Source organism: Kribbella sp. CA-294648 (assembly GCF_050943845.1).
Taxonomy (GTDB): domain Bacteria; phylum Actinomycetota; class Actinomycetes; order Propionibacteriales; family Kribbellaceae; genus Kribbella.
Genome location: NZ_CP191981.1, coordinates 3,823,101 through 3,836,662, shown reverse-complemented (window position 1 = coordinate 3,836,662; position 13,562 = coordinate 3,823,101). Strand labels below are relative to the sequence as shown.

Here is a 13,562-nt window from a genome sequence, read left to right as displayed (position 1 = left end):
GAAGGCTATCCGGTACGAGCAAGGCGGCGCCCTGCCCGTACCGGCTAGGTCAGGGCAGCGCCACGTACGGCGCGAGGAACGTCCGGGCGGACGGGGTGTCGAGGCGATAGGTCACGTTGGTCGCGTAACAAGGGCTGTCGCCGGTGATCGTGGTTGCCGCAAGCACCAACTTGCCGCCGAGCTTGACGAAGTTCGGGCCGCCCGAGTCGCCGTAACAAGCGCCACCGTTGCCCTGGGGTGCGGTCATCGCCAGCCGTACCCAGGTGTTGTTCAAGGCGTTGAAGTCGACTGGCGCCTTCATCCGCACGCCACCACCCGGGTGAGTGTGACCGCCGGGACCACGGACGGCCTCCTGCGTGCCGTAGCCGACCACGAGCCAGGAGGCGGCATCCAACGCGCGACTACCCAACGCGCTGAGCTGGCCGGCCGTCGGCAACGTCGCGGGAGTGAAGCTCCAGACGTCAGCCGGGTCGGTCTGCCGCGTCGCGAAGTCGATGACTCCGATGTCGTGCGAGTCCGCCGAGTTCCCCGGGAACGCGGGGTCCTGGTGCGGGTCTCCCTGGACCGCATGCCCGGCCTGGACGAAAGCAGCGGCCGTCTGGGCGGGGGTCAGGCCTTGCGCCGCGGCCTGGTCGAGGAGCGACTGCACGTCCTGCTCGAGCGACACGTAGAAGCGAGTGCCGGCGGGCCAGTCGTCGGTGCAGTGGGCCGCGGTGAGGTAGGTGTCACGGTCGACCATCGTCCCGCTGCAAACCCAGTCGAACCGGTCTGGCACACCGTCACCCGTGGTGTCCCACAGCGCCATGAACGCGCCGACCTCGGTCCGTTCGGGGGCCGGCGACGCGTTGTACGAGTTGATCGCGGCGGCGGGCAGCGTGGCCGCACCGACAGCGACACAGGTTGCGAGTACGGCGAGCAGCTTGGTTCTCATGATCGGCCTCCCGGAGCGGCCCACCACCAGATAGGTGGGCCGTTGGCACCATAAGCCCGTTCCGGGAGTCCAGGGAAGCGGTCAGCTGACGGTGACGGTGGGTTCTCCGCCGGTGGCGGTTTCGCCCATCTCCTCGGCGATCCGCATCGCCTCTTCGATCAGGGTCTCGACGATCATCGACTCGGGCACCGTCTTGATCACCTCGCCCTTGACGAAGATCTGGCCCTTGCCGTTGCCGGAAGCAACACCGAGGTCGGCTTCGCGGGCCTCGCCCGGGCCGTTCACGACACAGCCCATCACGGCGACGCGGAGCGGCACCTCCATGCCCTCGAGCCCGGCGGTGACCTGCTCGGCCAGCGTGTAGACGTCGACCTGGGCGCGACCGCAGGACGGGCAGGAGACGATCTCCAGCTTGCGCTCGCGCAGGTTCAGCGACTGCAGGATCTGCAGGCCGACCTTGACCTCCTCGACCGGCGGCGCGGACAGCGAGACGCGGATCGTGTCGCCGATGCCCTTGGCCAGCAGGGCGCCGAACGCGACCGACGACTTGATCGTGCCCTGGAACGCCGGCCCGGCCTCGGTGACACCGAGGTGCAGCGGCCAGTCGCCCCGCTCGGCCAGCATCTCGTAGGCCTTCACCATCACGACCGGGTCGTTGTGCTTGACCGAGATCTTGAAGTCGTGGAAGTCGTGCTCCTCGAACAGCGACGCCTCCCAGACGGCCGACTCGACCAGCGCCTCGGGGGTCGCCTTGCCGTACTTCTTCAGCAGCCGCGGGTCCAGCGAGCCGGCGTTGACGCCGATCCGGATCGAGGTGCCGTGGTCCTTCGCGGCGGCCGCGATCTCCTTGATCTGGTCGTCGAACTTGCGGATGTTGCCCGGGTTCACCCGGACCGCCGCGCAGCCGGCCTCGATCGCGGCGAACACGTACTTCGGCTGGAAGTGGATGTCGGCGATCACCGGAAGCTGCGAGTGCTGCGCGATCTCGGCCAGCGCGTCGGCGTCGTCCTGGGACGGGCAGGCCACCCGGACGATGTCACAGCCGGCCGCGGTGAGTTCCGCGATCTGCTGCAGCGTCGTGTTGACGTCCGAGGTCAGCGTCGTGGTCATCGACTGCACCGAGATCGGGGCGTCGCCACCGACCAGCACCTTGCCCACCTTGATCTGGCGGGTCTTGCGGCGCGGGGCGAGGGTCGGCGGAGGCAGCGCGGGCATGCCCAGGGAGATGCTCATTTTTCCTTTGTCCGTTGGAGTTTCATCAGCCGTTGAAGAGCTTGATCGGGTTCACGATGTCGGCGATGACGAGCAGCACGCCCATCACCACGATGACACTGGCCGCCACGTAGGCGATCGGGAGCAGCTTGGCCACGTCGACGTAGCCGGGATCGGGCCGGCCGAACAGCTTCGCGAACCCGCGCCGGATGCCCTCCCAGATCGCGCCGACCATGTGCCCGCCGTCCAGGGGCAGCAGCGGAATGAAGTTGAACAGCGCGAGGAAGAGGTTCAGCGAGGCGAGCAGCAGGATCAGCCCCGAGCCCTTCTGGCCGAGGGTCAGGTCGCTGGACGCCACCTCGCCGGCCACCCGGCTGGCGCCGACGATGCTCATCGGGCTGTCCTGCTCGCGCTCGCCGCCGACGATCGCCTTGGCCACGCCGACCAGCTTCTCCGGGAAGCGGCCGAGCGCCTGGACCGTGCCGACGGTCATCTCGCCCATCTTGTCCACGACGTACCCGAAGTCCTGCCGGACCACCTTCTGCTCGGGCGAGACACCGAGGAAGCCGACCGAGACGAACTTGTCCGAGCCGGGCTTTTCCACCACCTGATTGAGAATGGTGTTGGTGGTCAGCGTCTGCTGCCGGCCCTCGCGCTCGACCACGATGCTGGCCGGCCTGTCGGTGTTGGCGCGGATCAGCGGGGTCAGGTCGTCCCAGCTGCCGATCGGGGTGCCGTTGAAGGACAGGATCTTGTCGCCGACCTTGAACCCGGCGGCCTTCGCCGGCGACTCCTTGTCCGTCGGCTCGCACTTGCGGCCGGACTTGGCCGCCTCCGAGGCAGGGATCACACAGTCGGTGACCGTGGCGACGGTGGTCTGCGCGACGGGAGCGCCGTACATCATGTACAGGCCGCCGAACAGGACGAACGCGATCAGCACGTTCACCAGCGGTCCGGACGCCATCACGAGCAGCTTCTTCCACCACACCTTCTGGTAGAACAACCGGCCGTCGTCGCTGGGCTGGATCGTCTCGTACTCCGCGGAGCGCGCGTTCTCCACCATCGACTGGATGGGACCCGTGTTGGCCTTGCGCACCTTGGTCGGGTCCTGGCCCTTGGCCGGCGGCAGCATCCCGATGATCCGGACGAACCCGCCGGCCGGGATCGCCTTGATCCCGTACTCGGTCTCGCCCCGCTTGAACGACCAGAGGGTCTTGCCGAAGCCGACGAAGAACTGGGTGACCTTCATGCCGAACGCCTTGGCGGGCAGCATGTGACCCATCTCATGCAGGCCGACCGAGACCAGGACGCCGATGACGAACAGCACCACGCCGATGAAAGTGAGGAGTGCGCTCATACCTTGGTGATCTCCTGGCCCTGGTCGTTCGTCGGGTCGTCGGTGGTGGTGCCGGTCAGTTCACGGGCCCGGACGCGGGCCCAGGCGTCCGCGGCGAGTACGTCGTCGATGGACAGTTCCACATACGAGGGTACGTCGTGCTCGGTCACGATCCGGGCCACGGTGTCGACGATCCCCAGGAACGGCAGCCGCCCGCTGCGGAACGCCTCGACGCAGACCTCGTTCGCCGCGTTCAGCACGGCCGGCGCCGTACCGCCCCGCTCCCCCGCCTCGCGGGCCAGCTGGACCGCCGGGAATGCCTCGTCGTCGAGCGGCTCGAACTCCCAGGAGGCCGCCTTGGTCCAGTCGCAGGCCGGCGCAGCGTCCGGTATGCGTTCGGGCCAGCCCAGCGCGAGTGCGATCGGCAGCCGCATGTCGGGCGGCGAGGCCTGGGCCACAGTCGAGCCGTCGACGAACTCGACCATCGAGTGCACGATCGACTGTGGGTGCACGACCACCTCGATCCGGTCCATCGGCAGCCCGTAGAGCAGGTGCGCCTCGATCACCTCGAGGCCCTTGTTGACCAGGTTCGCCGAGTTGATCGTGATCACCGGACCCATGTCCCAGGTCGGGTGGTTGGCTGCCTGCTCAGGGGTCACGTCGGCCATCTCGGCCCGGCTCCAGCCGCGGAACGGCCCACCGCTCGCGGTCACCACCAGACGGCGTACCTCGTCGGCGGTGCCGCTGCGCAGGCACTGGGCGATCGCACTGTGCTCGGAATCGACCGGCACGATCTGGCCCGGCTTCACCCGCTTCACCACGAGTGGACCGCCGATGACCAGCGACTCCTTGTTGGCCAGCGCGAGCGTAGTACCGGCGTCGAGTGCGGCCAGGGTGGGTTGCAGGCCGACTGATCCGGTGATGCCGTTCAGGACGACATCGCAGGCCATCCCGGCGAGTTCGGTCGAGGCGTCCGGGCCGGTGAGGATCTTGGGGATGCGGAACTGGCCCTGGGCGTACCCGCGCTTCTGCGCCTCGGCATAGAAGGCCAGCTGCAGATCCTGCGCGGTGGTGGCCTTGGCGACGCCGACCACCTCGACCTCGAACTCCAGCGCCTGCTGCGCGAGCAACGCCACGTTGTCCCCGCCCGCGGACAGTGCGAGCACCCGGAACCGGTCGCGGTTCCGGCCGATCAGCTCGAGTGCTTGTGTGCCGACCGAGCCGGTCGAACCGAGGATGACGACGGTGCGTTGATTCACGCCGCCTATTGTCACAGGTCGTGGACCCCGGCCGGCTCGCGGCAGCGCTACCTTTGCTCCTATGAGTCTGGAACAGCCGCCGCCCGGGCATCGAGCCTCTGACAACGACCGCGAACGGGCCGCCGCGGTGATCCAGGAAGCGCACGGCGACGGCCGGCTGGACTTCGAGGAGATGGACGAGCGGCTGAGCAGGATCTACGCCGCGAAGACCCAGCTCGAACTGCGCGACGCCACCGCGGATCTGGTCCCGGTCGCCCGGGGTGGTGCGGCCGAGTTGACGATCCGGGCCAAGCACAGCGCGCAGAAGCGCGAGGGCGCCTGGACCGTGCCGGAGCGGGTCACGGCCCTGCCCGAACACTCGTCGCTGCGGCTCGACTTCACCGACGCGGTGGTCCACTGGCCCGAGATCCACGTCGAGGCCCGGCCGAAGCACAGCTCGATCCTGATGATCGTTCCCGAGGGCTGGAGCGTCGACCTGGACCAGATCGACATGGTCGGCAGCAGCGCGTCCAACAAAGCCGGTACTGCGAAGCCTGGCGGTGTCCGGTTGCGTATCACCGGGGAGGCTCGCTACAGCAGCATCACGGTCCGGCATCCTCGGAAGCGCCACTGGTGGTGGCCCTGGTATCGAAAGTGAGCCTGGTTGCGGGGTGAGGTGAACCCCACCTGGAGTGTGAGGTCTTCCTCAGGGTGTGGCGGCGCGGTTGCGGATAGCGTGTGGGCATGACGGTTTCGCTGGATCTCGTGGACGTGGATTCGCTGCTCACCGAAGAGGAAGTCGCCATCAGAGCGACGGCCCGGCGGTTCGCGGACGAGCGGTTGCGGCCGCAGCTGCCCGAGTGGTTCGAGTCGGCCACCATCCCGGCGCGCGAGCTGGCGAAGGAGCTGGGCGCGCTCGGCCTGCTCGGTATGCATCTGACCGGTTACGGCTGTGCCGGCCTGGGTCCGGTGGCGTACGGGCTGGCTTGCCTGGAGATCGAGGCGGCCGACTCCGGGATGCGCTCGCTGGTGAGCGTGCAGGGTTCACTGGCGATGTACGCGATCTGGAAGTACGGCAGTGAAGGGCAGAAGAACGAGTGGCTGCCCCGGATGGCCGCCGGCGAGGCGATCGGCTGCTTCGGGCTGACCGAACCCGACTTCGGGTCGAACCCGGGTGGCATGCGGACAAACGCGCGGCGCGACGGCGACGACTGGGTGCTCAACGGTTCGAAGATGTGGATCACCAACGGGTCGGTGGCCGATGTGGCCGTCGTGTGGGCCCGCACGGACGACGGCGTCCGCGGGTTCGTCGTACCGACTGATGCGGCCGGCTTCTCGGCTCCGGAGATCACCCGGAAGATGTCGCTGCGGGCGTCGGTGACGTCGGAGCTGATCTTCGATGATGTGCGGTTGCCGGCGTCGGCTCTGTTGCCTGAGGCCCGTGGGCTGTCCGGTCCGTTGGGCTGCCTGAACGAGGCGCGTTTCGGGATCATCTTCGGCGCGATGGGCGCGGCCCGCGACTGCCTGGAGACCGCGGTCGCCTATGCGGCCGAGCGGCAGGTGTTCGACAAGCCGCTGTCGGCGTACCAGCTGACGCAGGCGAAGTTCGCCGACATGGCCGTTGAGCTGAACAAAGGCGTTCTGCTGGCAGTGCACCTGGGCCGGCTGAAGGAGAAGGGCACGCTGCGCCCCGAGCAGGTCAGCGTCGGCAAACTGAACAACGTCCGCGAAGCGATCGCGATCGCCCGCGAATGCCGCACGATCCTGGCCGCGAACGGCATCAGCGGCGAGTACCCGGTGATGCGCCACGCGAACAACCTCGAATCCGTCCTCACCTACGAGGGCACTTCCGAAGTCCACCAACTGGTGATCGGCCAGGCCCTGACCGGCCAGTCCGCCTTCCGCTGAGTACCCCCTGCATGACTCTCCGTGGTTTTGGGTACCGAACGTAAGCAACTATCCGCAGAAGTCACTCCTTGGAGGTGACGATGAGGATCCACGGGGGAATTGCACTGACGGTGGTGGGCGCGCTCGTCGCGTTCGCGATCCGCGACACGTCCAGCCGGATCGACCTCACCGCCATCGGCATCATCATCATGCTCGGCGGCGGGCTGTGGCTGTGGTTCTCATATCAGCTCGTCCGCGACAAGGACGAGGAGGAGATCGAACTGATCAAACCCAAGGTCGAGGAGCAGTACACGACCGAGCCGCACGAGTACGCGATCGAGGAACAGATCGACGTCACACCCAGCCACATCAAACCGCCCCAGGAGCCGTGACGCAGGAGCCGTGACGCAGGAGCCGTGACGCAGGAGCGGTGACGCGGGTCAGACCAGGCGCGCGCCACCGTCGAGGTGCAGGACGGTACCGGTCAGGAACTGGTTGCTGATGGCATCCAGGACCGCACCGGAGACCTCCTGCGACGTACCGATGCGGCGAGCCGGGTTCCGCGCTGCCGTGTCAGCGAACAACTTGTCCTTGCCCGCTGCACCCAACGCGTCCCAGGCGCCGGAGTCAACGACGCCCGGGGACACCGCGTTCACCCGGACCGGGGCCAACTCGACCGCGAGCGCCTGAGCAAGGAAGGCGACCGCGCCGTTGCTGGTAGCCGTGACAGCCATGCCGGGCCGCGGCCGCCAGGCGACGATGCCGGAGAAGAGTGTCACCGAGACCGTCGGCCGCAAGTGCTTGACCAGTAGCAGGGCGCCGATCACCTTCGCGTCGAAGGCCCCGATGATGGCGTCCCGCTCCAGCTTCTCCACCGGCCCTTTCGCCGGTGCGTTGGCCAGCGAGATCAGATGGTCGACCACCACGTCGCGCCGAGCGAGCTCGGTCGCCAGCTCCTCGATCGACTCTTCGTTGCTCAGGTCAACGACCGCAGTCGCTACCTCTCCCTCGATCGAATCGGCCACCGCCCGGACCGCATCGGCATCGCGGCCGGTGATGGTCACGCGGGCACCGCGCCCGATGGCGTCCTGCGCCAACTGCCGGCCGATCCCCGACGTTCCCGCCACGATGACCACCTGCTGGTTCTCGATTCCTGCCGTTGCTGTTGTCATGCGTCTCAGGCTCGTTGGTTTTAGCCATTACCACAAAGACCAGTTTCCGATGCCTGACATAGGATTCTTCTATGCCAACGCTGCGAGCCCTCGAATGCTTCGTCGCCACCGTCGAGGCCGGGTCGATCACCCGAGCCGCCGCGCAGCTTCACCTCTCGCAACCAGCGCTGTCCCACCAGATCGCAGTACTGGAGAATGAGTTGGGTTCGCCCCTCCTGGAGCGGCTCCCCCGTGGCATCCGCCCGACCTCCGCGGGACGAGAGGCGTTGCGGCATGCACGGGAAGCGCTCGGGGCCGCCGAACGCGTAGTACAGGCAGGGCGTGCCGTGGCCGCTTTGGATGAAGGCCACCTCAGGATCGGCTGCGCCGGCTCGATGACCGCCGGTCTGCTGGCGCCGATGCTTCGCACCTGGCGAAGGCGCCACCCGCGCGTGCGCCTCGTCCTGCAGGAGCGGTCGAGTGCCGATGCTCTCGCCGCGATGATCACGGCCGACGAGATCGATGTGGCGATCAGCCCACGCCCGACCCGCTGGGACGGCCCGGTCGAACTGCTCGCCGGCGAAGAGGTCGTCATCGTCTTCCACACCGGCGATCCGCTCGGCGACCGGCCCGGCCCGATCCCGATCACCGCCCTGCACGGCTACCCCGTCATCCAGTACGCCGGTCCGCATGGCCTGGCCGGTTGGCTCGACGGGCTCTTCGCCGAGCACGACGTGTCACCTGACATCGTGATCCGCACCCAGCAGACCACGTCGGCGCCGGCCCTGGCAGCGGCGGGACTCGGGGCGGCCGTAGTACCGGTGAGTGGGGTTCCGGCCGGGTTTGCGGGCACCGTGCATCGACTCGACCCACCACAGTCACGCGATGTCGTCGCGCTGACGGCCGGGCGGAGCGACGTACTGGTCGAGCAGTTCGTGGGGTTTCTGAAGGCGGCCGGTCTGCGGGTTCCCGCGGCCGTGGCGCGTCAGTTGGAGGCGGTTTAAGACTGGCTGAAGGTGCCGGCGCAGGCTGGGCGGAGAAGGGCAGGTGGTCGTCATGACCGACAAGAACCGCGCGCTGCTGGAACGCCTCTGGCCGATGGACGGGCAACTGGCACTGTCCGCCGAGGCCGAGTACGAAATGCGGGCCGACGACTACATCCTGGAGATGCCCCAGTCCGGCGAACGAATCATCGGCCGAGACAAGATGCGCGCAATGCAACAGGAGTACCCCGCCCCGCCGTCCATCGACGTCCACCGCATAGTCGGCGCCGGCGACCACTTCGTCCTACTCGGCCGGGCAGACTACGGCGACGAGACCTACCACGTAGCCAACATCGTAGAATTCACCAACGGCCGGATATCCCGGGAAACGCGCCTCTACGGCACACCTTTCGAACCACCGGCCTGGCGGTCGAAGTACGCGGACTAGGTCGCCGCGCAAGCAGTACCTGTGGATAACGCCGCGAGCGAGGTGATCCGGCGGATACACTCAGTTAGGAAGGACAGGGGGCGCGGCAACCGGTTTCGCCTCAGCGCGGTCGGCAGCACTCGCCCCTGTCGCGATCGGCAGCAACGGGACGGGCGTGATGCCGCCCCTCGCCTACTTGGCGACCTCGGTGGCGCGGGATTCGCGGACTACCGTGACGCGGATCTGGCCGGGATAGGTCAGCTCCTCCTCGACCTGCTTGGCGATGTCGCGTGCCATCACCTGGGCGGCGATGTCGTCGACCGCGTCCGGCAGCACCATCACCCGGATCTCCCGGCCGGCCTGCATCGCGAAGACCTTCTCCACGCCGTCGTGGTGCATCGCGATCTCCTCGAGCCGCTCCAGCCGCTGCACGTACGCCTCGAGCGACTCCCGCCGCGCACCCGGCCGGCCACCGCTGACCGCGTCCGCCGCCTGGGTCAGCACCGCTTCGACCGTGCGCACCTCGACCTCGTTGTGGTGCGCCTCGATGCAGTGCACGACGTCGTCGTCCTCGCCGTACTTGCGAGCCAGCTCCGCCCCGACGATCGCGTGGCTGCCCTCGGACTCATGGGTCAGCGCCTTCCCGATGTCGTGCAGGAACGCGCCGCGCTTGCACCGCTTGGCATCCAGCCCCAGCTCGGCCGCCATCATCCCGGCGATGTGCGCCGACTCGACCAGGTGCTTGAGCACGTTCTGCCCGTACGACGTCCGGTAGCGCAGCAGACCCATCGTGCGGATCAGCTCCGGGTGAAGATCGGTGATCCCGACCTCGGCCATCGCGTCCTCGGCGGCCCGCTCGCACAGTTCGGCGACCTCGCCCTTGCTGCGCTCGTAGATCTCCTCGATCCGGCTCGGGTGGATCCGGCCGTCGAGCACCAGCGAGTCCAGAGTCAGCCGCGCCGTCTCCCGGCGTACCGGGTCGAAGCAGGACAGCAGCACCGCTTCGGGGGTGTCGTCGATGATCAGGTTGACGCCAGTGGTCTGCTCGAACGACCTGATGTTGCGGCCCTCACGGCCGATGATCCGGCCCTTCATGTCGTCACTGGGCAGGTGCACGACCGACACGACAGACTCACTGGTCTGCTCCGACGCCAGTCGCTGGACGGCGCCGGTGATGATCCTGCGCGCCTTGACCTCGCCCTCGTCCTGCGCCTGCCGCTCGATGTCGCGGACGATCGTGTGCGCGTGCCGCTTCGCCTCCGCCTCGATCGCGGCGACCAGCTCCGCCTTCGCCTGCTCGGTGGTGAGGTTGGCGACGCCTTCCAGGATCCGGCGCCGCTCGTCCTCGAGGTCGCGGATCTCGGCTCTGCGGCGGTCCAGCTCGGCCAGTTGCGCGGTCAGCTCGGCCTGACGTTCCTCGATCGACCGATGCTGCTCGTCGAGCCGCTCCTCGCGCTCGGTCAGCCGGTGCTCGCGCCGCTCCATCTCGAGCCGCTGCTCCCGCAGGTCCTCGCGGATCGACTGCGCCTCGGACTCGGCCTTCTGGCGAACATCGGAAGCCCGTTGATCCGCCTCACGCCGTACTTCGGTGGCCCGGTTCTCCGCATCGCGGCGGATCTCCTCGGCTCGCTGCTCGGCGGCCTCGGCGCGGACACGCAGTACGGCGGCCGCTTCTTCCGCCTGCCGAGTCACCAGCTCGGCAGCGGACCTGGCGTCGGCCGTGATGGTCGCGGCCTCCAGCTTGGCGTTCGCCTCGGCAGCAATGGCGGCCGAGGACAGGTCGGCGCTCTTGCGGCGGGACAGCGTCAGGCCGATCCAGGCGAGCAGGACGACGATCAGCAACCCGATCAGGACGGGCCCCACAGATGCCGCCGTCAGCATGACCGCGAGTGACATCGGCGTCTCCCCTCTGCGAGTCGCGCCCAGGGGCGTGACGTTGTCGGCGTCGAAGGGAGCTTCACAGCGATCGGCAGGACGGTACGACGAAGAGCACCACCCAGTTCGGCGGTGCATCGAGCACCCGGCGGGGCCGGGTCGTCCTATACGGCAGCTCGGTCGAGCGTTGGTCTCGCGTCCCCCGGGCCACGTGGTGTCCCGGGTGTCTGGCCGGTCAGCCGGCGGTCGACCGGCCGATCGGTGCTATGTACGCCACCTTGCGGTGGAGTGATCCCTTACTGATTCCGAGGCTAGGCGCGCCCACCGACCCGGTCAAGACGAACACCCGTGCACACCATCCCCGCCCAAATCGAGACCTCCCCCCAACCCCACCCCACAGCCACCACCCCCTCACCCTCCGACACCCCACCCCACAATTCGGGCAAACGGAGGCGACCCGGTCCTCCTGCCGCGCCGAAGTGGCGGGGCTCGGAGTACCGGGTCGCCGAGAGTCTGTCCAGCGAGTGTTACCTCGGTCCGGGCAGCCCACCCTCCGCAGTTCCAGCGGACTCATCGCCGGGCTCGGCGCCGTTCGCCGTGCCAGTCTCGGCATCGCCAGTGTCGGCGCTGTCCGCAGTACCGGTGGCGGTTTCGCCGGAATCGGCGCTGTCCGCAGTACCGGTGGCGGTTTCGCCGGAGTCGGCGTTGTCCGCCGTGCCGGTTGGGGCTGTGGTGTCCGTGGTGCCGGTGGCGGTGCTGCCGGTTGCGGCGCCTTCTGTGCCGGAGCCGGCTGAGCTGCTCGGGTTGGCCGCTACGTCGGGTGCTTTCCCGCCGACAACAGTCCCGTCTACAGCGGCCGGGTCGGCCTCATCGACCTCTGCTCCGCCTGCAGCGGAGTCGCTGTCAACTGCTTCCGCGCCGGACGAACCAGCCTGCGTCGCGGCATCCGGCGCACCGTCTTCAGGTCCGGTTGGTGGTTCCTGCGCCCGGCCTGTGACTCCTGTCCGGCCGGAGGTTCCTGCCCGGTCGCACCGGGACTGTCGGAGGGCTGCGCGGACTGCGAGGACCCGGCTTGGTTGTCGACATAGCTGCCGACCTTCTGCTGCACGGCATCAACCTTCTCGGCGTACTTCCCGCCGGTCTGCTTGTCGATCAGGTCGCCGGCCTTCTCCACGCCTGCCTTGATCTTGTCCGGATTTTGGTTGACGACATTCCGGAGCCAGTTCTTAGCCTGTTCCTGGAAATCGGTCATTTGCACCCTCCGAGAGGTGTCAGGGGCGGATCGGACGAAAATCCCAGCCTACGGACCGCCCAAAACCCGATCCGTACTTCGGATCAGACACCGTCAACCCCCACCCGTCAACGCCCCTCGCCGCAACCACCCCCACCAGCCCGGACCGTGCACTCATTTCACAACCTCACAAACGGCGTCATGCGCACGCGTCGGCACCGTCGCCGCGCTCATCTGAGCTACCGACTCAGACGGACTGAAGCTCCTCGTCCGGCCGCAGAGGACGGGCATTGCATCCGCCCGTTCCACCTGCCCGTTCCATCTGCCGGTCCCTCCGCAGATCTACCGCTCGTCGCCGGCAGCGCTGTCGAGGAGCTTGTCGAGTACTTCGCCGGCCTCGTCGTACCCGGCATCCGAGATCCGCTGCAGCTCCCGCAGATCCCGACCAGCCACAGCCCGCCGAGTCAGCAACTCCCCCGCCCGCTCGGAACCCTCATCGAGCAGCTCGCTCAACTCCTCGAGATCCCCACGCTCGTCGGCGAGCTCAGCCAGCCGATCCAAAGCCTTCTCGTTCCCCTCATTCGCCAGCGCCTGAAGAGTCTCCCGATCACCCTCGAAATTCGTCATCCCCCATAGTCCACCAGCCACCTCCCCCACCCCCGCAGCACCTGCTCTCTGCAGCTAGCGGTTGCCTTGGGCACCGATGTCAGTGCCGGATCAGACCGCCAACCTGGACGGAAGGGACATGCCCGGTGGCCGGGGCCGTCTGTGACAGCGCGATGCCGATGTCGACCACCACCGAGCGGTCCAGTCCGGTGACCTCCGCTATCGGCGTCCAGACCGATTCGGCGGTTTCGCCGTTCGGCTCGGGCCGGAACTCACCACCGGTAATCCGGACTCCGTAAAAGATCCCGACATTCTGGTGCTCAGATCCCGAGGTGCTCTCAGCCATACCAATCACCCGCGAATCCACCCCCAGCAGCCGCTCCACCACCGCATCACACCCGGTCTCCTCAAGAACCTCCCGGATCACCGCATCAAACGGATCCTCAGCCGGCTCGACCCTGCCCCCAGGAAGAGTCCACCAACTCCCCTCCCCCTTCGGCGACACGTACCGAGCAAGCAGCACCCGCCCGTCGTCAACACAAACCGCATAAGCCGCCAACCGAAAACTCATCCCCGCACCCTAAAGGAACCCATCCTTCCGGCAGGACAAGAAGACCAGCAGCGGAAGACCCAGAGGGCGTGCGGCCACGGCAGCCAAGCACACCACCGGTGAACCACCGAAGGG

Annotated in this window: 14 protein-coding genes; 5 read left to right on the top strand and 9 right to left on the bottom strand. The window is 67.8% G+C overall.

Annotation, left to right across the window (positions count from 1 at the left end; all coding sequences use genetic code 11):
* Positions 1-49 precede the first annotated feature (49 nt).
* From ACQPYM_RS18240 to dxr, 4 genes are all read right to left on the bottom strand, one after another.
* The gene (locus tag ACQPYM_RS18240; protein WP_433022158.1) at positions 50-931 is read right to left on the bottom strand and encodes a trypsin-like serine protease; all 882 of its coding nucleotides are present in this window, start codon (positions 929-931) and stop codon (positions 50-52) included.
* Between the two features lie 81 nt (positions 932-1,012).
* The gene (ispG, locus tag ACQPYM_RS18235; RefSeq protein ID WP_433022156.1) at positions 1,013-2,164 is read right to left on the bottom strand and encodes a flavodoxin-dependent (E)-4-hydroxy-3-methylbut-2-enyl-diphosphate synthase; all 1,152 of its coding nucleotides are present in this window, start codon (positions 2,162-2,164) and stop codon (positions 1,013-1,015) included.
* Positions 2,165-2,189: 25 nt separating this feature from the next.
* Positions 2,190-3,500: a M50 family metallopeptidase gene (locus ACQPYM_RS18230; RefSeq protein WP_433022154.1), complete on the bottom strand. Its 1,311-nt coding sequence runs from the start codon at positions 3,498-3,500 to the stop codon at positions 2,190-2,192.
* Positions 3,497-4,738, bottom strand: coding sequence for a 1-deoxy-D-xylulose-5-phosphate reductoisomerase (dxr, locus tag ACQPYM_RS18225; RefSeq protein ID WP_433022152.1), 1,242 nt, complete (start codon positions 4,736-4,738; stop codon positions 3,497-3,499). Before dxr ends, ACQPYM_RS18230 begins: the two co-directional genes overlap by 4 nt.
* 61 nt (positions 4,739-4,799) lie before the next feature.
* On the opposite strand from dxr, the gene ACQPYM_RS18220 reads away from it, so the two are divergent.
* The 3 genes from ACQPYM_RS18220 to ACQPYM_RS18210 all read left to right on the top strand — a co-directional run bounded on the left by ACQPYM_RS18220 (position 4,800) and on the right by ACQPYM_RS18210 (position 6,996).
* Complete coding sequence (locus ACQPYM_RS18220; protein WP_433022150.1) at positions 4,800-5,375, top strand: DUF1707 SHOCT-like domain-containing protein; 576 nt, start codon at positions 4,800-4,802, stop codon at positions 5,373-5,375.
* Positions 5,376-5,461: 86 nt separating this feature from the next.
* A complete protein-coding gene (locus tag ACQPYM_RS18215; protein ID WP_433022148.1) occupies positions 5,462-6,625 on the top strand; it encodes an acyl-CoA dehydrogenase family protein in 1,164 nt (387 codons plus the stop codon).
* A gap of 80 nt (positions 6,626-6,705) precedes the next feature.
* Positions 6,706-6,996 (top strand): DUF6458 family protein, encoded by a 291-nt coding sequence (locus ACQPYM_RS18210; RefSeq protein WP_433022146.1) that lies wholly within the window; start codon positions 6,706-6,708, stop codon positions 6,994-6,996.
* Positions 6,997-7,044: 48 nt separating this feature from the next.
* Here the strand turns inward: ACQPYM_RS18210 and ACQPYM_RS18205 are convergent, their stop codons facing one another.
* The gene (locus ACQPYM_RS18205; RefSeq protein ID WP_433022144.1) at positions 7,045-7,776 is read right to left on the bottom strand and encodes an SDR family oxidoreductase; all 732 of its coding nucleotides are present in this window, start codon (positions 7,774-7,776) and stop codon (positions 7,045-7,047) included.
* A gap of 71 nt (positions 7,777-7,847) precedes the next feature.
* Between ACQPYM_RS18205 and ACQPYM_RS18200 the strand changes: the two genes are divergently transcribed.
* Positions 7,848-8,759: a LysR family transcriptional regulator gene (locus ACQPYM_RS18200; RefSeq protein WP_433022143.1), complete on the top strand. Its 912-nt coding sequence runs from the start codon at positions 7,848-7,850 to the stop codon at positions 8,757-8,759.
* 52 nt (positions 8,760-8,811) lie between these two features.
* A complete protein-coding gene (locus ACQPYM_RS18195) occupies positions 8,812-9,186 on the top strand; it encodes a nuclear transport factor 2 family protein (protein WP_433022141.1) in 375 nt (124 codons plus the stop codon).
* A gap of 171 nt (positions 9,187-9,357) precedes the next feature.
* Here the strand turns inward: ACQPYM_RS18195 and rny are convergent, their stop codons facing one another.
* From rny to ACQPYM_RS18175, 4 genes are all read right to left on the bottom strand, one after another.
* Positions 9,358-11,061 carry a ribonuclease Y gene (gene rny, locus ACQPYM_RS18190; RefSeq protein ID WP_433022139.1) on the bottom strand — a complete coding sequence of 568 codons (1,704 nt, stop codon included), beginning with the start codon at positions 11,059-11,061 and terminating at the stop codon, positions 9,358-9,360.
* An 826-nt stretch (positions 11,062-11,887) separates the two neighbouring features.
* Positions 11,888-12,292 (bottom strand): antitoxin, encoded by a 405-nt coding sequence (locus tag ACQPYM_RS18185; protein ID WP_433022137.1) that lies wholly within the window; start codon positions 12,290-12,292, stop codon positions 11,888-11,890.
* Between the two features lie 321 nt (positions 12,293-12,613).
* Complete coding sequence (locus tag ACQPYM_RS18180) at positions 12,614-12,898, bottom strand: hypothetical protein (protein ID WP_433022135.1); 285 nt, start codon at positions 12,896-12,898, stop codon at positions 12,614-12,616.
* A gap of 79 nt (positions 12,899-12,977) precedes the next feature.
* Complete coding sequence (locus ACQPYM_RS18175; RefSeq protein WP_433022133.1) at positions 12,978-13,436, bottom strand: NUDIX hydrolase; 459 nt, start codon at positions 13,434-13,436, stop codon at positions 12,978-12,980.
* Positions 13,437-13,562 lie beyond the last annotated feature (126 nt).